Source organism: Pseudomonas syringae pv. cilantro (genome assembly GCF_001293775.1).
GTDB classification, from domain to species: Bacteria; Pseudomonadota; Gammaproteobacteria; order Pseudomonadales; family Pseudomonadaceae; genus Aquipseudomonas; species Aquipseudomonas syringae_P.
In genome coordinates, this window is record NZ_LGLN01000074.1 from 24,870 (window position 1) to 44,588 (window position 19,719).

Here is a 19,719-nt window from a genome sequence, read left to right on the forward strand (position 1 = left end):
TTCTGTTTCTACGTGCCAAACTTCTCGGGTTTTTCGGCCCACAGAGAAGAGTCAGTCGTTGTGAAGCAAGCACGTATACAAAGCGTTGTCAGGAAGACAGGCAAAACAGCAAGGGACCGCGCCTGTCGCATGGTATGGGTGCTGCTGGCCCTGTTTTTCGCTCACACCGTCAATGCCGCGCAAAGTTTACCGTTTACCCTGGCCGCGCCTTTTGTGGCGTCTGACGATCTCGTCATCGAGTCGCAGGACCGGCAATGGCTCGATCAGCGCAAGGTCATTCGGGTCGGTATTGCCATCGCTGATTACGAACCGATCGACATCACCAGTGACCGCAACCGTTATCAAGGCATCAGCGCCGATTATCTGGGGCTGGTCAGTGACCAGTTGAATATCCCGATGCAGGTCACCGGTTTTGCCAAGCGTGAAGAGGCCATTGAGGCGTTGCGCACCGGCAAGCTCGATCTGCTGACCAGTGCCAACGGCTTTGAGCGAGGCGTGAAGGGGCTGGCGTTCTCTTCCGAGTACATGCCTGACCGTTCGGTGGTGGTCGGGCGTGGCAACGATCTCAGTCCGTCGGCAAGCCTGGCCGGCAAGAAAGTGGTCCTGCTGGACGGTTATGCCGATTCGGAGGTTGCTCACCGCACGTACCCGGACAGCGAGATCATCATTGCGCCGAACCTTTACAGCGCACTGGAGGCCTTGAGTCAGGGCGAAGTGGACGTCTTTATCGGTAACGAAGTGATTGTGCGGTCGTACATGGCCCTGCGGCCGTATCTGGGTTTGCAGATCAAGTTCGAAAGCCGCTTGCCGCCCGCAGGATTCGCGTTTGCTGTACGTCAGGACGAGCAGCGCCTGCTTGCGTTGATCGACCGTGCGCTGGGCAGCATCGCGCCATCGGTCGGCCGTGAAGTGCTGGGCCGCTGGACGCTGGGGCTGGGTGCGGATGTCGAGGGGCAACGGATTCGCTTGACCGGCGCGGAGCGGCTCTGGTTGCTCAAACATCCCAGCGTGATCGTTTCCACCACGCAGCATCCGCCGTACATCTACAAGGACAAGAACGGTCATTGGGTGGGCCTCAACGTTGATGTGCTGGCGCGTATCTCGCGCATGACCGGCTTGCAGTTCATCCATCGGGAAGTGCCTTCCACGCAGCAGAGCATCGAGGTGCTTCGCGCGGGGCAGGCGGACATGAATACCACGCTGGCGGAGAATGCAGAGCGCCGACGGTTTCTGGACTTTACCTATTCGTTCGGCGGCAACAGTTGGGTGTTCGTGGTGCGCTCTGACGACTCGTCGCAGATATCTCTCGACAGCCTGGCCGGTAAGGTCCTGGCGCTGCCTGCCCGGCATGCGCTCGAAGACCTGATCAAGTTTGAGCACCCATTGATTCAACTGCGCTCGGTGGACACCTATGATCAGGGGCGTGCATTGGTCGAAAGCGGCGTTGCCGATGCGACCATTCAGAATGAGGCAGGCGCCTACCTGTACCCGTCGGGGCAGCTGAAAGTGGCGCGCAGTGTCGATGGCAAGTGGTCACCGGACCGCTTTTCGGTGACCAAGACCCAGCCCGAGCTGCTGGGTATTCTCAACAAGGCGCTGGAAGAGTTTCCGGTCGCCGAATTGCGCTCGATCCGTTTGAAATGGCTGGGTTCGTCGCTGCCTCAACCTTCACTCTGGGGACGGATTCCGCAGTGGGTGTTCTGGGTCGTGGCGCTGGCGTTGCTGACCGGGCTGGTATCGCTGGCCTGGAGCAGCCGCCTCAAGGTGCAGATTCTTCAGCGGCGCAAGGCAGAACGGCTGCTCAACGATCAACTGGCTTTCAAGCGCGCGCTGCTCGATGGCATCCCCAACCCCATCTACGTGCGCGATCTCAAGGGCCGAATGATTTCCTGCAACAGTGCTTACGAGCAGAGCCTGGGCATCAGTTTCGAGCAGATGAACGGCCGACGCCTGACGGATGTTGATCTCATTCCGCGTCAACTGGCCGAGCAGATGCATGCCGACTACCTCAAGTTGCTGGAAAGCCACCAACCGGCCTTTAGCGATCGCTCGATTCAACTGTCCGGCAAGCGCATGGAGGTCTGGCAGTGGACGGTTCCGTTCTTCGGTGCCGATGGGCAATTGCAGGGCTTGCTGGGCGGCTGGATAGACATCACCGAGCGCAAGCTGCTGGAACGGCAACTCGAGGCCGCCCGGCATCAGGCCGACCAGGCCAGTCAGGCAAAAAGCGCTTTTCTGGCCAGCATGAGCCACGAAATCCGCACGCCGATGGGGGCGATCATCGGGCTGCTGGAGCTGGAATGCGCGCAGGCGGCGCGCCAGGGCCATACGCCTTCCGAAGGCTTGCAGGTGGCGCACCGCTCGGCCCGCGAGCTGGTTGCGCTGATCGGTGAAAGCCTCGATCTGGCCAGAATCGAAGCGGGCGGCTTGCAATTGTCACTGGCTGCGACGTCACTTCGCGAGCTTGCCGAGGAGGTTATTGAGCTGTTCTCGGCTCAGGCGCAGGAGAAGGGCCTGGAACTGCGTCTTGAAGTTACCGAACAGGTGGAAGGTCACTACTGGCTGGACCCGCTGAGGTTGCGCCAGGTCCTGCATAACCTGCTCGGCAACGCTTTGAAGTTCACCCGCCAGGGAGGGGTTGTCCTCAGAGTGGAGGTGGCTGATGAGCCCGTCGATGCATCGCGCGTGCGGATCAGTGTCGAAGACAGCGGGGCTGGCATCAAGCCGGAGCGGCAGCAACAGATATTTCAACCTTTCACCCAGGCCAGCGACGACACGGCCGCGCGCTATGGCGGCAGTGGGCTCGGGCTCAGTATCACGCGGCAACTGGTCGAACTGATGCAGGGAGACATCAGCCTGCACAGCGAGCCGGGCAAGGGCACGCGGATCACCCTCGATTTGTCGCTGACCAGGGTCAGCGAGCCGCTGCTGCCCGTCGATGAAACCCCGCCGCCTGCACTCGACACACGCAGCCTGCACCTGCTGGTGGTCGATGACATGTCGGCCAATCGGTTGGTGTTGAGTCGGCAACTCGGGTTTCTGGGCCATCGGGTCGAGTCTGTGGACGGTGGTGAGGAAGCACTGGCGATCTGGCACGAGGCGAAGTTTGATGCGGTCATTACCGATTGCAATATGCCTGGCATCAGCGGCTATGCGTTGACCGAGGCGATACGCCAGATCGAGGCGAAAGAGCTGCGTCAGCGGTGCCCGGTGATTGGCTGTACCGCCAACGCGATGACTGACGAAGCTGCGCGCTGCGAGCAGTCAGGCATGGACGGACTGCTGATCAAGCCGCTGTCGCTGGCGCGTCTGGCACAGGAACTGGCGGACGTGGTGCGCGAGCAGACGTTCGACATGGGCGCACTGCACCGTATGACCCGCGCCAGCCCCGAGCAGATGCAGCGATTGCTGAGCGAGCTGTGGAAAAACCTGTTGCATGAGCATTCGCTGCTTGAGCCTGCGGTGGCGGCGCTGGACTGGACCACCCTGAGCGCGTCGCTGCATCGTCTCAAGGGCGCGGGCAGTCTGGTTGACGCAGTGCCGCTGGCCAGCGCCTGTGCCGCGCTTGACCGGCATGTCAGGCAAAAAAGCGAGGCCGGCGTGCCGGAGTGCTGGTCAGCGCTTGAAAAAGCGATCACCTGTCTGCGCGCTGACATCGAGGCGCAGTTGCTTGAAGTGCCCGATGTCGCGGTAACAAAGAGTTGAGCGGTAGGCCACAAGTCCTGCAATCGCCGTCGTGTTCACCACGTGTCCTGCGGGGCGCTGCCGCTGGATTGACTAGACTAAGGGTTCCTCCGGGCAAGACGGCCGGATTTCGGCAGGCATGACAGTGCATTCACTCAAGGTTCTGATTCTCGAAGACCATCCCTTTCAGTTGATGGCGCTGCACCAGATGCTCAATGCCAATCAGGTGTTCGACGTGCTGGCGGCCGAAAGCGTGGCGGTGGCGAAACAGTCGTTGGAGAGCCGGGGACCGGTCGATATCGCGATCTGCGATTTGCAGATGGACGGCCCGGATGGCCTCGAAATGATTCGCTTCCTGGCCGAAAACGCGCAGGCGAAAGCGCTGATCATCCTCAGCAGTTCCGCCACCTGTGTGCTGGAGGGCGTCGCGCAATTGGCGCTCGCTCGGGGGCTGCAAGTGCTGGGGTATTTGCAGAAACCTGCTTCGGCCGCGGCGTTGTGCGAGCTGCTTGAGACTTACATCCCCGGTGAATCCGATCCGGCGCAGCAGTCCTCGGGTCCTCATCTGTTCAGCGCGCTGTCGGCCTCGGAGCTTTTTCACCCGACAGGCAGCAGACCTGCCGATATCGCGTCAGTGGCCGAGCAGTGGGTGGCGCACTTTCAGCCCAAGGTCAGCCTGCGTGGCAAGGTGCTGGGAGTCGAGGCGCTGGTTCGCTGGCAACACCCGTTGCATGGTCTGCTGGCCCCCGGGCGCTTCATCGCGACCATTGAAGCGCAAGGCTTGACGGTCCCGCTGACCTGGCGTGTGCTTGACCAGGCATTACAGCTGTCTGCGCAGGTCCTGCGCGAGCAGGGCGAGGCGCTTTCGGTCGCGGTCAATATCGACCCGCAGGTGCTGCAACAGGCAGATTTTTTCGAACAGATCACGCAGGCGCTGGCGCGACATGGCGTACCGGCACATGCACTGACGCTGGAAGTGCTCGAGCAGGATGCCGCCCGGCCTGAAACCTGGCAACTGGAGGGACTTCTGAGGTTGTGCATGCTGGGCTGCAAGTTGTCGATCGATGACTTCGGCATGGGCGCATCGAATGTCGACCGACTGCTGCAGCTCCCTTTCAGCGAACTGAAAATACCCACCGAGTTTGTGCGTGGCATGGCCGAGGATGCGCGCAAGTCAGCAGTGGTGGCCGGTGCGATGCTGATGGCACAGCGGTTGTCCATGTCGGTGGTGGTTGAAGGTGTGGAAACCGCCGACGATTTTCGTTGCCTGCTGGCGTTGGGCGATCCTGCCATTCAGGGCTATTTCATTGCCCGGCCAATGGCTGCAGCAGACCTGTTGCACTGGATTGCAGAGCGGGACGACAGCTACCTGCAAGATGTACTGGCCGAGGCCAGGGCTCAGGGCCGCTCGTTTCCTGAAAATCAATAAACCACGCAGCGTCGTCTGCCGGCGACTGACCTCGACAGGCTGTGGTTTTTTCCCTGTCACATTCAGCAGGCATGCTCGAATTCACAGACCGGTGTTGCTTCCCGGCGGGAATAGAAAGAACTTTCTGCTCGTGCCGATGGTCACTGGTAAGCACCTTTGCATTCAAACTGTTGAGTGGTGATCCGGATGGAAAATGTCAGCTTACTGCTAAGCGAAGCGCTGGCTCCTTATCAGGCCAGTATTGGCCCGGCGGGGTCCCGAGGCGAGCGTCTGGTTACCCTTAAAGACACTACCGGTGCCCGTGTGATCGAGCGTACGTTTTGCGCCGATCAATTGAACGACAAGCGTCAGCTCACGGACGTTGTTGATGGCCTGCGACGTGATTTGATGGTGGCAGAAGGGCGAATAGAGCCTTGTGTCATTGCTGCGATGCGTAATGCCGCGAGCAGTCGCGCGTTCGTGAGTGCCCCTGCTTTTTCCTGATGTCGCCTGGCGGCTGCGCCACGCTCGATCATTGCGTGTCGGTGATCATGGGCTGGCGTAGCGATCACAACGGTCATGCCGTACCCCGAGCAGGCACCTCTGCACGGGGTTTCCATTGCGTATTATCAGTCCTTCTGGAACAGCGCCCTGACTTCTTCCAGATAGCCCGCTCGTTGTGACGGATCAAGCCATTGCGCGTAAAAGCCCATCAGGCTGTCGACCCGCAGCACGCGCATTTCCTGATCGATCTTCGTAATGGCCTGCTCGCCTGCCGGGGATTTGCTGCAACTGATGTAGATGAATTGGTACGTAGGGTTGCCCTTGATGGGCAGAAAGCTCAATTCTTCGGGGGCAATACCTTGCTGCATCGCCTGGTAACGAGCTTCTGGCCAGAAGCCGATGAAGGCTTGCAAGCGTCCCAGACGCTCCATCTGCAGCAGGCTGCCAACGGCGTCGTTACCGTAATGCTCTACGAGCGAACCTTCATCCACACTTTTCAGAATCTCATCGATCAGCACGCCGTAGCTGCGTTCGGCAACCACACCTAGCTTGATGGTGTGGCTGGCCATCAGCGCCGCGAAGTCTATTTTTTCCGTCCTCGATAAAGGTGGAAAACCTGGCCAGATCTTCCTTGCGCACGACCAGACCGCTGCTCAGGATGGCAACGATAGGGATGGAGAACAGGATGGTTTTGGCACGTTCGGCAGTCCACAACATAGTCGGGTCACAACTGAGTTCCGTGCTGTCGTTGAGCATTTGCAGCCCTCTGGCACGATTCACCCGCACCAGCACGTGATTGTATTCAGGCATGCGCGCCGTCAGCAGAGGCATCAACTGATCGATCGCGCCTTGCCCGCGCAGGTTTCCCGAGAAAATCGTCGAAGGCGGTATGTCGCGCAGCAGCCAGGTCAGCGTCTCTCTGGCTTCGCTGAAACAGGACATGGCGACCAGCGACGAGGCGAGCAGCAGCCGAATCGTCACGCAGTACGAGGCAGGAAAGGACATTCGCTGGTGTCATCCTCGAAAAGGGGTTGCACAATCAGGAGTGATGGGTCGCAGGTCTTGGAGTGAGGCAGCATCTGCCGCGTCACATACAGACTGCCCACGGCGATCGTAAACCGACATCCTGTGGCGCTGCGTAGCAGTCTTGAAAAAATAATCTGTATCAGGGTTTTGTTTCAGACTATCGATTTTTTCGTCTCCCGCAAATCACCGCAAGCCTGTGCCGGGCAGATCACATTCGCGAGCAAGTTAGTTCGCAGCCTCGGCATCGGTTAGACTTGCCGTCTTCCCTTCAGACTCTAGAAGCCCGTTCATGGCCCAGCCGTCCACGACCTACAAATTCGAACTCAACCTCACCGACCTCGATCGCGGGGTTTACGAGAGCGTCAAGCAGACCATCGCCCGGCATCCGTCCGAAACCGAAGAGCGCATGACCGTGCGTCTGCTGGCCTATGCCTTCTGGTACAACGAGCAGCTGGCGTTCGGCCGAGGCCTGTCTGATGTGGACGAGCCGGCGCTATGGGAAAAAAGTCTGGATGATCGTGTGCTGCACTGGATCGAAGTCGGTCAGCCGGACGCGGATCGTCTGACCTGGTGCTCGCGGCGTACCGAGCGCACCAGTCTGCTCGCCTACGGCAGCTTGCGCGTCTGGGAAGGCAAAGTCATCCCGGCGATCAAGAATCTGAAAAACGTCAACATTGCTGCGGTGCCGCAGGAAATACTGGAAGTGCTGGCTAAAGACATGCCGCGCGTCATCAAATGGGACGTGATGATCAGCGAAGGCACAATCTTCGTTACCGACGACCGCGGCCAGCACGAAGTGCAGTTGCATTGGCTGGCGGGTGAACGCGGCTGACATCGGCCTGCATTGAGTATTCTTCTGAAAAACACGCCAAAGAGATCAGCTGACCCGCATGCGCATTGAACCCCGTCCGTTGCCTGACACCCTGCCTTTCCTCGGCGACCTGCCGCCCTTGCTCACTCGCCTGTACGCAGCCAGGGGCGTGGCCAGTGAGGTGGAACTGGACAAGAGTCTGGCGCGCCTGATCCCGTATCAGCAGCTCAAGGGTATCGATGCTGCTGTGGAGCTGCTGGTAACGGCTTTGCGTGAAGATCAGCGCATGCTGATCGTCGGTGACTTCGATGCCGACGGCGCGACCGCCAGCACGGTCGGCGTGCTGGGCCTGCGCCTGATGGGCGCGTCGCATGTCGATTATCTGGTGCCCAATCGCTTCGAGTACGGCTACGGCCTGACCCCGGAAATCGTCGAAGTGGCGTTGCAACGCGAACCGCAGTTGCTGATCACCGTGGACAACGGCATTTCCAGCGTCGAGGGCGTGGCGGCGGCTAAGGCGGCGGGCCTGCAAGTGCTGGTGACCGACCACCACTTGCCCGGTTCAGAGCTTCCGGCAGCGGATGCCATCGTCAATCCCAACCAGCCCGGTTGCAGCTTTCCGAGCAAATCGCTGGCCGGTGTCGGGGTGATCTTTTACGTGCTGATGGCCTTGCGTGCCCGGCTGCGCGAAGTCGGCTGGTTCGACAATAGTCAGCGCGTTCAGCCCAATCTGGGCGAGCTGCTGGATCTGGTCGCGCTGGGCAGCGTGGCCGACGTCGTGCCGCTGGACGCCAACAATCGAATTCTGGTGCATCAGGGCCTGATGCGTATTCGCGCCGGTCGAGCCCGGCCGGGCTTGCGTGCGATTCTCGAGGTCGCCCGTCGCGAACCGGCGCGCATCACCTCCACTGACCTGGGGTTCATTCTCGGCCCGCGTCTGAACGCGGCGGGGCGTCTGGATGACATGAGCCTGGGCATCGAATGCCTGCTTTGCGACGATCCTGTGCTGGCGCGGGAAATGGCCGTGCAGCTCGACGAGCTGAATCAGGACCGCAAATCCATCGAGCAGGGTATGCAGCGTGAGGCGCTGGCCCAGCTCAAGGATCTGCCGCTGGAGTCCATGCCGTTTGGCCTGTGCCTGTTCGATGCCGAGTGGCATCAGGGCGTGATCGGCATTCTGGCATCGCGTCTCAAGGAACGTTACCACCGCCCGACCATCGCTTTCGCCAGCGCCGGGGAGGGCGTGCTCAAAGGCTCGGCCCGCTCGGTGCCGGGGTTTCATATCCGTGATGCACTGGACGCTGTGGCGGCACGCCATCCGCAGTTGATCAGCAAGTTCGGCGGCCACGCCATGGCTGCCGGCCTGTCGCTGCCGGAAGAAAACTACCCGGCCTTTGCCGACGCGTTCGATCTGGAAGTACGCCGGCAGCTCGACGAGCAGGATTTGACCGGGCGCCTGCTCTCGGATGGCTCGCTGGCCGTCGAAGAATTTCATCTTGAACTGGCTCGCGCCTTGCGCAATGCCGGTCCGTGGGGCCAGCATTTTCCGGAGCCGCTGTTTCATGGCGTGTTCCAGCTGGTTGAGCAACGTGTGGTGGGCGAGCGCCATTTGAAGATGGTACTCAAGACCGAATGCGGCAGCGTCAAACTGGATGGCATCGCCTTCAGCGTCGACCGCGACGTCTGGCCCAACCCCAACATCCGTTGGGTCGAGCTGGCGTACAAGCTGGATCTGAACGAGTTTCGCGGTAACGAAACCGTACAGTTGATGGTGGTCCACCTCGCGCCACGCTGAAAATCAGCAGGAACCCCTCTCGCCGCCGGGTTGTCGACACTTTACGGTCCACTGGAATCGGTTCTGTGAATGAACCGGGTCCGGACAACTGAATTGTCACTACGAGAGGTTGCCATGAGTCTGCTGCTTGAACCCTATACACTGCGCCAATTGACCCTTCGCAATCGCATCGCTGTTTCGCCGATGTGCCAGTATTCCAGTGTCGACGGCCTGGCCAACGACTGGCACCTGGTGCACTTGGGCAGCCGCGCCGTCGGCGGTGCCGGGCTTGTCATCAGCGAAGCGATGGCGGTCACCCCGGACGGGCGCATCACACCCGAAGACCTTGGTCTCTGGAGCGACGAACAGATCGAGCCGCTGCAACGCATCACGCGCTTCATCAATGCGCAAGGTGCGGTGGCGGGCATTCAGCTGGCCCACGCCGGTCGCAAGGCCAGCACCTGGCGACCATGGCTGGGCAAGCATGGCAGTGTGCCTTTGACTGAAGGCGGCTGGACCCCGGTCGGGCCTTCGGCGATCGCTTTCGATCCGCAGCACACAGCGCCAGTGCAACTTAACGAAACGCAGATTCAGGAACTGATCAAGGCCTTCGTCGACTCCGCGCGACGCGCATTGACCGCAGGTTTCAAAGTGGTCGAAATCCACGCAGCGCATGGTTACCTGCTGCACCAATTTCTGTCGCCATTGAGCAATCAGCGTACCGACCAGTACGGCGGATCGTTCGAAAACCGGATTCGCCTGACCCTGCAAGTGACCGAAGCGGTCCGTGCTGTATGGCCGCAAGAGCTGCCGTTGTTCGTTCGCGTGTCGGCCACCGACTGGGTGGAAGACGGCTGGAATGCCGAGGAAACGGTCGAACTGGCCCGTCGCCTGAAAGCATTGGGCACCGACCTGATTGATGTGTCTTCCGGTGGCACGTCAGCGAACGCTGAAATTCCGGTCGGCCCGGGCTATCAGACGCGTTTCGCCGAACAGGTGCGCAAAGAGGCGGATATTGCCACCGGTACGGTGGGCATGATAACCGATCCGGCGCAGGCAGAGCACATTCTGCGTACCGGTCAGGCCGACATCATTCTGCTCGCCCGCGAGCTGCTGCGTGATCCGTACTGGCCACTGCGTGCCGATGAAGATCTGGGCGGCCGCCAGGCGACCTGGCCGGCACAGTACCAACGGGCTACGCATCGGGATCAGCCGATTCACGAGTCGGATCTGCGCGACTGACCGTTGGTTTCGGGGCGGGTCGAAGCATCCTGAACCGGGCGCCGCCAAGCGCCCGGTTTTTTATTCGCCTTCCAGCAACTCCGTCACGCGGCTGATCAGCTCGGCAATGGCAAACGGCTTTGGCAGTACATGCATGCCCGGTTCCAGCGTGTCGTGAGCCAGCACCGCGTTTTCAGCGTAGCCAGTCACAAACAGGACTTTCAGATCCGGGCGCACGTCCCGTGCCGCATCGGCCACCTGCCGCCCGTTCATGCCGCCGGGCAAACCGACATCGGTAATCAGCAGATCGATGGCGGCCTTGGATTGCAGGATGACCAGTGCATCACTGCCTTTTTCCGCCTGCAGCACGACATGGCCCAGGTCTTCAAGCAATTCGGCAATCAGCAGCCGCACAGCAGGTTCGTCATCGACGACCAGGATGGTCTCATCGCCGGTGCCTGGTGCTGGCACCTGGAGTTCGCCGCTGTCTAGCGCCAAGGTTTCAGCCTCACCCTTATGCATTGGCAATAGAATGCAGATTTTTGCGCCTTCTCCGACGTTCGAGACGATGTTTACGGCGCCGCCCGACTGGCGTGCAAAACCGTAGATCATCGAAAGGCCCAGGCCGGTGCCCATGCCGGTGGGTTTGGTGGTGAAGAACGGATCGAAGACGCGACCAATGATGTCCTTGCCCATGCCTGCGCCGGTGTCACTGACAGACAGTTCCACGTAGCGCCCGGCAGGCAAGCCAAGTCGGGCGGCCGCCGTGGCGGTCAGCGTGCGATTGGCCGTCTGAATCAACAAGCGACCGCCGTCCGGCATGGCGTCCTTGGCATTGAGACACAGGTTGAGCAGCGAGTTTTCCAGTTGATGCGGGTCAACCAGCGTCGACCACAAGCCGTGCGACGTCACCACCTGCATGTCGATGGCGGGGCCGACGGTGCGCCTTATCAGCTCGTCCATGCCCGCCACCAGATGATCGATGTCGGTCGCTTTGGGGGCCAGCGTCTGGCGTCGCGAGAAGGCCAGCAGCCGGTGCGTCAGCGAAGCCGCGCGCCGTGAGCCTTCCAGCGCTGCGTTGATATAGCGATCCAGTTCGGTGAAGCGCTCCTGCCTGATTCGTGACAGCAGCAGCTCCATGTTGCCGGTGATGCCCATCAGCAGGTTATTGAAGTCATGTGCCAGGCCACCCGTCAGTTGCCCGACCGCTTCCATTTTCTGTGACTGAATCAATGTCTCCTCGGCGACGCGCAAGGCCTCGATGCGCTGCTTTTCATGGTTGAGGTGCTTGCCCAGCGCGAAGATGATTCCGTTGCCGGGCGCTGCGGTCCAGCCGAACCATTGATACGTCCCGTCGACATGCTGGTAGCGGTTTTCAAACAGTGGCAGAACGTGGCTGGCCGCGTGTTTCAAAGCGCTCTGGGTGTTATCGACGTCATCCGGATGCAGCAGGGTCATGATCGAGCTGCCCAGCAACTCCTCCTGCGTGCGGCCGAGGATGGCCGTCCAGGCCGGGTTGACCCGCAAGAACATACCGTTGAAATCAAGTATTGCCAGCGGGTCGGGAGACAGTTCCCAGAAAGTGTCCAGTTCGTGGGTGCGTTGCTCCAGTGTGGCCGTCTGGCGTTTTTCCAGACTGACCAGCCTGTCGATCAGTTCCAGACGTTGCCGCTCATTGTCCAGCAGCGCTTGCTGGTTGAGGACGTGTTGAGTGGTTTCGTTGGTGATGCAGAACATGCCGACGGTCGCGCCGTGTTCATCGATCACTGGGGAGAACGAGAAAGACCACCAGGTCTGCTCGGTTTCGCCATAACGCGCCATGCGCAGCGGCATGTTCTGGAAATGACACGCTTTGCCGGCGAGGGCGTCGATGACCAGCGGGGCGACCTGATCCCAGACGTCCGCCCAAAGGTCGGTGACCAGCGCGCCGATTGCCTCATTCTTGCGCGGGCCGAGAATGGGGGTGTAGGCATCGTTGTGAAAAAAAATCAGGTCCGGTCCCCAGAGCAGGTACATCGACTCCGGTGAGTTCAGGATCAGATTGAGGGTGTTTTTCAGCGACGCCGGCCAACGCTCGATCGATCCGAGCGATGTTCGATTCCAGTCCTTTGATCGAATAGTCTCTGCCGCCTTGCTGTCGCCTGCCGGAAAACCATTAGGGGATATCACTTAAGGCACGCTCCTCGCGGACTGTATCTTGATGCAAGGCATTCAAATGAAGATGCTTACGCTTAAAATCGATTCGAATGCGTGTAGGTGCGCATTTTTGTTATGTGGGTCTTCCTTCATTGACCGTTCATGACCGGCAGGGGTTGCAAGCGATTCAGTCGATATCAGGCACGAGTGGATGAATGGCGGTCCGTTGCATCCGTAACATCCCGAAGCACACCACTGACCGGCGGCAGGTGATTTCTCTGCAAACTGCTGGTCAATGAATCATCTGACAACCGCAATCGGAGGTTTCCTGTGAATACGCGTGGTTTACTCGATCAACTGCTCAAGTCCGGGCAAAGCCTGTTACAGGACAAGGCTCACGGTAAGTCCGGCAAGTCCTCGAGCGGCGAGTCGCTGATCAACGGCCTGGGCAGCCTGCTGGGCGGTAAAGGTAATGGGGCCAGTCAGAGTGGCCTGGGCAGCCTGATATCCGGCGCGGGCGGAGGTGCATTGGCCGCTGGAGCCATGGGGCTGCTCAAGGGCAAGCGCTCCCGGGGTATGGGCGGCAAGGTTCTGACCTACGGCGGTCTGGCCGCGTTGGGGGTGCTGGCTTACAAGGCTTACAACAATTGGCAGGCCAGTCAGGGCGTAACCGGCCAGCGCGAACCGCAGACTATCGACCGTTTGCCTGAGGCCGAAGCCGAGCAGCACAGCCAGGCGATCCTGCGGGCACTGGTTGCTGCGGCGAAAGCGGATGGTCACGTTGATGAGCGCGAGCGTGAGTTGATCGAGGGCGAGTTCAGCAAGTTGAGCGCCGATCAGGAACTGCAGCACTGGCTACAGGCCGAGCTGAATAAACCGCTGGACCCCGCCGAAGTGGCCCGGACTGCGACCACCCCGGAAATGGCTGCCGAAATGTATATCGCCAGCGTGATGCTGGTGGATCAGGAGCACTTCATGGAGCGTGCCTACCTGGATGAACTGGCCCGTCAGTTGAAACTCGACCCTGGCCTCAAGGCCGAGCTGGAAGGGCAGGTCAAGGACGCTCAGTAAGCTTTCACTGCGGGTCGCCTGATGCCGACACAGGTGTCAGACGACCCGCTTTATCAACGGTGTTCCAGCCCCTCGGCGTTGGTCAGTTCTCTGATCAGCGTTGCTTGCTGATCCTTGAAGCGCGCTTCGAACTCCCGGATCCGGGCTTCGTACTCCGGGCTGTCCAGATTGATATTGCGTTGCTCGAACTCATCGGTCAGGTGTGTCAGATCGGTTCGGTAGAGACGCTCAAGTGCGTCAAACCGGCCTGGATGGGCTTCTCGCAGATAGCTGACCCAATAATCCTGCTGTGCAGCAAAGCTCAGGAACGGGTCACCCTGCTCGCCGGTCTGCACGCGCAAAAGGGCGGTGTCCAGCTCTCCTGGCCGAAGCGCGGCATGGGCTTCGAACAGCATTCCCCCAGGTGGTACTGGCAACTCCAGTGCGCTTGCCCAGTGCGTGCGGTACGCCAGACGGACTTCGGCTTCGTCTCTTGTTCCGGCCTGTTCGCGGGCTGCAGCGTCCAGTTCGGACAAGCGATAAAGCTGCACAGTCATCTGATAAAGCGCTGCACCGCGTCGCTCGGATACCACGTCCTGCACGGTCTTACGGGTGAACACCAGCACTTCTATCTGGTTGAACTCCAGAAGAACACCGTCCGAACAGGTGTTGTTATCGCGGAGCAGCCTGACCGGTTCCTCGGCAATCGCGTTCAGTGTCATGCGTAACTGCGGATCCTGATTCACCGCTGCCAGCACGCGCCAGACACGCTCCTGAAAAGCTGCTCGATGGGCGGTATTGCGATAATCAGAGCTTTGGCGCAGCGAACTGATCAGCTCCAGCAGGTGGTCGGCATGCTCGCCGGCTTCCAGTTGCTCCCATATCTGTCGGCGCTCGCCGCTCAATGGGTTGGCATCGTCCAGCCAAGGCTCGACAGTGATCGAATCCGGCGTGGGAGTACGACTTCCTTCGGATATGTAGTCCGAGATCGAGTCGTTGGAGTTATTAGCGTCGGCGTTTTCCCTCCATTCCCACGCGAGCTCCTGCGGCACGTCCATGTCAAAGGTGTAAGCACGCCCGTAACGTTCTGACATCTGTGCACGGCGCATGGTCTCTTCGGAGAGCGGATTGTTCATCAGGCTGATTTCCGTGTGTGACTGACTGTGCGGATTGGCAAGAATGTTTTCCGGCAGTTCGTGGATCAGATTACTTTCAAGCAGCAGCGTCGTGAGTTGCCCTGGAACAAGGTCATCCAGCCAGGCTGGCCATTCGCTCATCTCGACATTGTTCAGCGATAACCAGGTCAGTCCAGTGTTCCGCAGGCCTGACAGGCTGTTGATGGCGCCCAGCCGGTTGTTTTCCAGTTCCAGTCGCTCCAGCCTCGGCAGACGGCTGAAGAAATCGATGTGCTGCTGATCGAGCACCAGCCCTTGGTCGTTGAGGCTAAGCGAGCGCAATGCTCGGAGCTCCAGCAAGGCTGGTGGCAGTTGGCCCAGCGGTGTGACATGCCCCGTTATTTCCAGCGAACTGAGTTCAGTCATGGGGCGCAGTAGCTGATCGAGATCCGCTGCCGTTCCGGTGATTCGGTTCAGGTGCAAGTGGCGCACCTGGCGATAGAAAAACTCCGGCAGGTGGCGGGGGAAGTCGACCAGCGCGATGTCGGCAAAACGCAGCGGGTTGTAAATCTGCCCCAGGCTGAAGGTTCGCCAGTGATTGATCAGCACCGCGCCGATCTGGCGGCGTGCTGCGAGTGTGTGCTCGCTCGGAATGGACAGCGAACTGGAGGCATTGCTCCATTCATCGAGCGCTGCAATCAGTTCGGCCCCTTGCTGCAGTTGCATGTTCACGGCGGCCTGCACAGCAAGCGGAGTATCCATGACAAACCGGAACGAGCGACTGGATACGGACTCGTTGATGCGTGCCTGTATCGCGGTGTGCCGGGAAAGGCTGTTGCCGCGCAAATCGATCAGGGTCTGATTGCCTGCGCTGGGCGGGTTGTCGAGAATCCAGCCCGGCAGCTCCGTCAGGTTGTTGTGTGCCACCGAGAGTTCGCGGATGTTGTTCGGGATCAAATCGGTCAGCCAGTTAGGCCAGCGGTGCAGGCCTACGCGCTCCAGCACCAGTCGGTCCAGATGCAGCCAGTCCAGATCCATAGGCATCATGCTGACCACTCGATTGCCGCTGAGGTCCAGCGTCCGGAGGTTGGGCATGCTGCGAAAGTGGTTCATCTGCATCTGGTCCAGAAAGATGCCTTGGTTGATCAGCCCCAGTTCGTCGAGCTGGGGCAGCATGCTGGACACCCACTGCGGCAGGTTGAGAAACACTGACGACTGTGGATCGAGTCCGGCGCTGGGCTCGCTGATCAGGTGCAGTGATCGTGCATTGGGGAAACGTTGCAGGAAGTGCCCCAGCTCGAATGTGTTGGTTAACTGACGAGGCAGATTCACGTCAACCGGCTGTGCAACCGCAGCATTGGTGTGCAGCCGGGGTTCGATCGAGATGTTTTCCAGATGCAGTCCGGTCACCCGGGCATAGACAAAGTCCGGCAGGTAGCGAGGGAAATCGGTCAGGGACACATACTGCAGGCGCAGCGGTTCGACGGTGCGTCCGATCTCAGGCAGATTGTTGAGACGCCAGTGGCTCCAGATCGCCTCACTGATGCGCTCCCGGCTGTCGATATGCGCCTGACTCATGGGCGGCATTGCGATGATTTCATCGGTCCAGGCAGTCAGGCTCGCCCGCAGATCCAGTTGTTCTCCCAACAGTGTGTTGAGGCGCTGATCGATTTCCCGGTTGTTCCAACCGGTCTGCCGCAGGCGGCTGAGAATGTCCTCCGGGAACGCGTCCTCCAGTTCCAGTATGCGGATCTTGTCCAGCAGGCTTTCGTCGGTCATGTGCCAGTCGACCTCGCCGCGACCGCTCAGCGGGTAACCCAGGCGGCCGTCGGCCAGACGCATGGGCGATCGGGAACCAGGCTTGATGGCCTGCATGTTCAGCAAGGGCGCAAGATCCTGGCGCGGCAGGGGATTGTTCTGGACCAGCGCCGCCAGCGCTTGGCCCTGACCGGTATGAGGAAAGCCCAGCTGGTTGCGCTCGGCATCCGGCAACGCGTGGAGTACGGACGAATACAGATCATCCAGGCCATGCAGATGGCGGTCGTCGGCGTCACGGGCCTCGTAACGGTTGCCGTCTTTGATCAGCACCTTGCGAATCGGCGCATCCTGCGGCCCGATGCTGTCGATCAGCGGGCCACCGAAAAAGCGATTGTGCACTTCGAGCCTGACCCGCGATGGCCATTGCGGCAACGCTTCAAGGCTGTGCAGCGCAAGGCAATCGGTATCGGCGCTGGATACCGATGTCAGATAAAGCCCTTCATAGGCCCGCGCCAATCGTATGTGCTGCATATACACGCTGGCCTCTTCGGCGATGCGTAACGGTACGCGGCGCTCCGTGATCAGTTGCGCTCGTTCTACTGGCGTTGCGTGGCCGACCAGTTCCTGCACAACCGCAGGTGGCAGCCCGGAAAAGGTGTTCTGAAGGGTCTGGGCTCCGTCTGCATCGGCAACGTTCAAAGCGCGGTAACGTGACTCGAACAACCAGGCCCGGGTCTCCTTGGCACGCGCCGTCAATGTCGCCCGCAGCGTGTTCAGCCGCGCCGAAACACTCGGCTGGCCTGCACCGAACTCTTCGTCGAGCAGGGTGCGGATCTCGAGATTGCTCAGTTTCTCCAGCGCCTGGCGCAGGGCATCAGGCTGGTCGACACGAATCGTGATGAGGCTGTCACGGGTTACCGCCTCGTGCGGCGGGGGGAAGGTCTGAAGTGTGTTGCCTTCGGCATCCACCAGCGTCAGCGCCCGGTTGTTCGGCCAGCGATGATACTGGCTCAACAGTTCGAGTTGCAGTGCGGCTGAGGCTGTCGGGTCGTTGGCTGCCATCTGCTCGATAAACCGGTCGATTGCCTGGTCCAGCCGGAACCGCCGGGCGCTGTCTTCGAGCAGCGCGGGCGGGCGTACCTGATCTGCCAGCGCCTGACGCATCGCCGCTTCAGAGGTGTTGCTGATGTTCAGCAGGTGCCGGGCTGTGGTGTCGGAAAACGCCTCGCTGGAGTAGCCCAGGCGGCGGAACAGCGTCAGGCCCTCCATGTCCAGCGGCTGATCCAGCTCGTGCAGCCACGCACCGGCACCATTGTGCCGCAAGGCGGGCTGGTAGCTGTCCGCCCGGGTCGGGTGTTGCATCCGGTAGCCATCGCCGGTTTTGCCGGGTTTGACGGAATAGGTGCGTCCTTCAAGGGGCAGCCATTGCTTGCCCTGCCATGTGTACAGGCCTGCGGCGTCGGGCTGCAGACTGGCGGGCAGCACGATGTCATGCGCGAAAGGCGTGAGGTCGGGCTTCCACAAACGTGTCGTGCCGTCCGGCAACTCGACGAGTTTCAGATCGCGGGCGAACTCGGGCACGTGCAGGGCAGGAATGCCTGCGCCTCCGGCCGTCGCAGCGCCGAGGGCCGCCATCAGGGCAATGTTTTCCACGACATCGAACAGATAGTCGAGCGCTTGCTGTTTCTCGTCTTTCGCCCAGCTTTCCACGCCTTCGTAAACTTCGTGAATCAGCTGCGCGGCAGTCACAGCCAGCATCAGTTCACCCAATACCGGGACGACGAAGCTCGCAATGTTCAAGACGTCGAGGGCTTTGCTCTTGAAATATTGCACGCGCTCGTCGAACGTCTTTTGATCCTCATCCGCCGTCGGCACCCCCTGAAACAAGGCGTCGTCGCGCAGTACGGCTTGTTTGCGATCGTACAGTTCTTCCAGCAACGGGCCGCTCAGCGGGGTTTCTCGCAGGTGCAGGCGGGCGTTGCGATCTTCTTCGCGCTCCAGCCACTGACGCTCGAAAATACCGCCTTTCCTGACCTTGGGATGCAGACGTTCGAACAGTTGCTCCAGCACTGCATTTCGGTGCCGCGCCGGGATGAAGCGCTTGAAGAAGTTCAGATACCCTTTGACGAACATGCGGTCGCGCAGCGAGTTTATGAAGACCGGGACCGAGGCGTACTCCTTCAGCGGCGCGATGGGATCGTCGGGTATGTAGACGACAATCGTTTCCAGCGCGGTTGCCGTGTCCCGATCCTTGCCGATCACAAACAGGCCATTCAACTCGACATCGCCCAGACACAGTACGCTGCAGTTGACCGGCCTGTCATCGAGCCGCACGTCTTGTCGGCCATCGAGAATCTGCAGCAGCGCACTCTGTAGCGGCTCGCTGACCAGCCCTTGAAGCGCGGCGATCTGCAATTGCAGCCTGATAGCGGAGGACTCCAGTTGCATGAAGTCATTGCGCAGTCTCGATGCTGCGGCGGCGGATGTTTCTTCGGGCGTTGAAGGTGCGCTGAAGACGGATTTGAGATGCGCCTGGTACTTGCCGCCCAGGTCCAGTTCGCGGCACAGCGCCGCGAACGCCATGGGGGAAATCGGTACGGATTTGCCGCCAATGTAGTTGCCAATGACTTCGAACGACGAAAACACTTCGGCCTTGGTGCCCGCGTCCGAGTCCATGGCGCCCGGGGCGGTTTCCCAGGCCTCGAAGTTCTGTAGCGCTGCGGCGAGCAAGGTCTGGTTGGCGGCTTTCAGCGCCGCATTCGCTTGCGTTATCGGGTCCCTGGAGGCTGTCACGAACGACGAGTCGACCGTGGCGCGACTGGCGTGAAACAGCCAGGTATTGGCGACGTCGATGTCCAGCCCGAAGCGCTCTTTGATGGCCGCTGTCAGCAAGGGTTTTGCGAAGTCTTCCAGCGTCGACAGGCGATCCAGTGTCGGGCCGACTGTTTGCTCGTTGCGGCGGTGCTCGGCGTACAGCCGTTGCAGCTCGTCGAGCTGCGCGGGGCTGGATGTACGGGCGTCCTTCAGCCAGCGCGGCGCATGCCGGGAGGATTTGCGCAGGGTCGCATGAACGGTCGGTCCGGCCTGAAGCAGCCAATCGGGAGTCTTGTTTTTTATAGTGTGCACATGAGAGTTTGTCGGAGCGCTGTCCGACTGTAATGAATCGAGCATCAGAAGTGCCTTGTCGTTAGTGAAGAGGCGACGAAGCTTACGTCCGAGATTCACCCGGCAA

At 60.4% G+C, this 19,719-nt stretch carries 9 protein-coding genes and 1 pseudogene; 7 read left to right on the forward strand and 3 right to left on the reverse strand.

Translation table 11 applies throughout. The features are described 5' to 3' along the window. The first annotated feature begins 129 nt into the window (after nucleotides 1-129). From ABJ99_RS19900 to ABJ99_RS19910, 3 genes are all read left to right on the forward strand, one after another. Nucleotides 130-3,705: an ATP-binding protein gene (locus tag ABJ99_RS19900; RefSeq protein WP_054087269.1), complete on the forward strand. Its 3,576-nt coding sequence runs from the start codon at nucleotides 130-132 to the stop codon at nucleotides 3,703-3,705. 124 nt (nucleotides 3,706-3,829) lie between these two features. Next, nucleotides 3,830-5,113: an EAL domain-containing response regulator gene (locus ABJ99_RS19905; RefSeq protein WP_080378238.1), complete on the forward strand. Its 1,284-nt coding sequence runs from the start codon at nucleotides 3,830-3,832 to the stop codon at nucleotides 5,111-5,113. 186 nt (nucleotides 5,114-5,299) lie between these two features. Next, nucleotides 5,300-5,596 carry a DUF3509 domain-containing protein gene (locus ABJ99_RS19910; protein WP_054087271.1) on the forward strand — a complete coding sequence of 99 codons (297 nt, stop codon included), beginning with the start codon at nucleotides 5,300-5,302 and terminating at the stop codon, nucleotides 5,594-5,596. Nucleotides 5,597-5,721: 125 nt separating this feature from the next. On the opposite strand, the pseudogene ABJ99_RS19915 reads toward ABJ99_RS19910, so the two are convergent. Continuing rightward, nucleotides 5,722-6,562, reverse strand: a pseudogene (locus ABJ99_RS19915) (TIGR02285 family protein). A 349-nt stretch (nucleotides 6,563-6,911) separates the two neighbouring features. Between ABJ99_RS19915 and ABJ99_RS19920 the strand changes: the two are divergent. The 3 genes from ABJ99_RS19920 (at nucleotide 6,912) to ABJ99_RS19930 (ending at nucleotide 10,449) form a co-directional block, all read left to right on the forward strand. Then, on the forward strand, nucleotides 6,912-7,454 hold the full coding sequence (locus ABJ99_RS19920) for a YaeQ family protein (RefSeq protein WP_054087272.1): 543 nt from the start codon (nucleotides 6,912-6,914) through the stop codon (nucleotides 7,452-7,454). A gap of 58 nt (nucleotides 7,455-7,512) precedes the next feature. Beyond that, entirely contained in the window at nucleotides 7,513-9,228 is a 1,716-nt protein-coding gene (recJ, locus tag ABJ99_RS19925) for a single-stranded-DNA-specific exonuclease RecJ (protein ID WP_054087273.1), read from the forward strand. Nucleotides 9,229-9,342: 114 nt separating this feature from the next. Beyond that, nucleotides 9,343-10,449, forward strand: a complete 1,107-nt coding sequence (locus ABJ99_RS19930; RefSeq protein ID WP_054087274.1) for an NADH:flavin oxidoreductase/NADH oxidase — start codon at nucleotides 9,343-9,345, stop codon at nucleotides 10,447-10,449. A 60-nt stretch (nucleotides 10,450-10,509) separates the two neighbouring features. Here ABJ99_RS19930 and ABJ99_RS19935 read toward each other — a convergent pair whose 3' ends face one another. After that, the gene (locus tag ABJ99_RS19935) at nucleotides 10,510-12,597 is read right to left on the reverse strand and encodes a hybrid sensor histidine kinase/response regulator (RefSeq protein WP_054087275.1); all 2,088 of its coding nucleotides are present in this window, start codon (nucleotides 12,595-12,597) and stop codon (nucleotides 10,510-10,512) included. Nucleotides 12,598-12,894: 297 nt separating this feature from the next. Here ABJ99_RS19935 and ABJ99_RS19940 point away from each other — a divergent pair, with 297 nt between their 5' ends. Then, complete coding sequence (locus tag ABJ99_RS19940; protein WP_054087276.1) at nucleotides 12,895-13,635, forward strand: tellurite resistance TerB family protein; 741 nt, start codon at nucleotides 12,895-12,897, stop codon at nucleotides 13,633-13,635. Nucleotides 13,636-13,688: 53 nt separating this feature from the next. Here ABJ99_RS19940 and ABJ99_RS19945 read toward each other — a convergent pair whose 3' ends face one another. Continuing rightward, complete coding sequence (locus tag ABJ99_RS19945) at nucleotides 13,689-19,658, reverse strand: NEL-type E3 ubiquitin ligase domain-containing protein (protein WP_054087277.1); 5,970 nt, start codon at nucleotides 19,656-19,658, stop codon at nucleotides 13,689-13,691. Nucleotides 19,659-19,719: the final 61 nt, after the last annotated feature.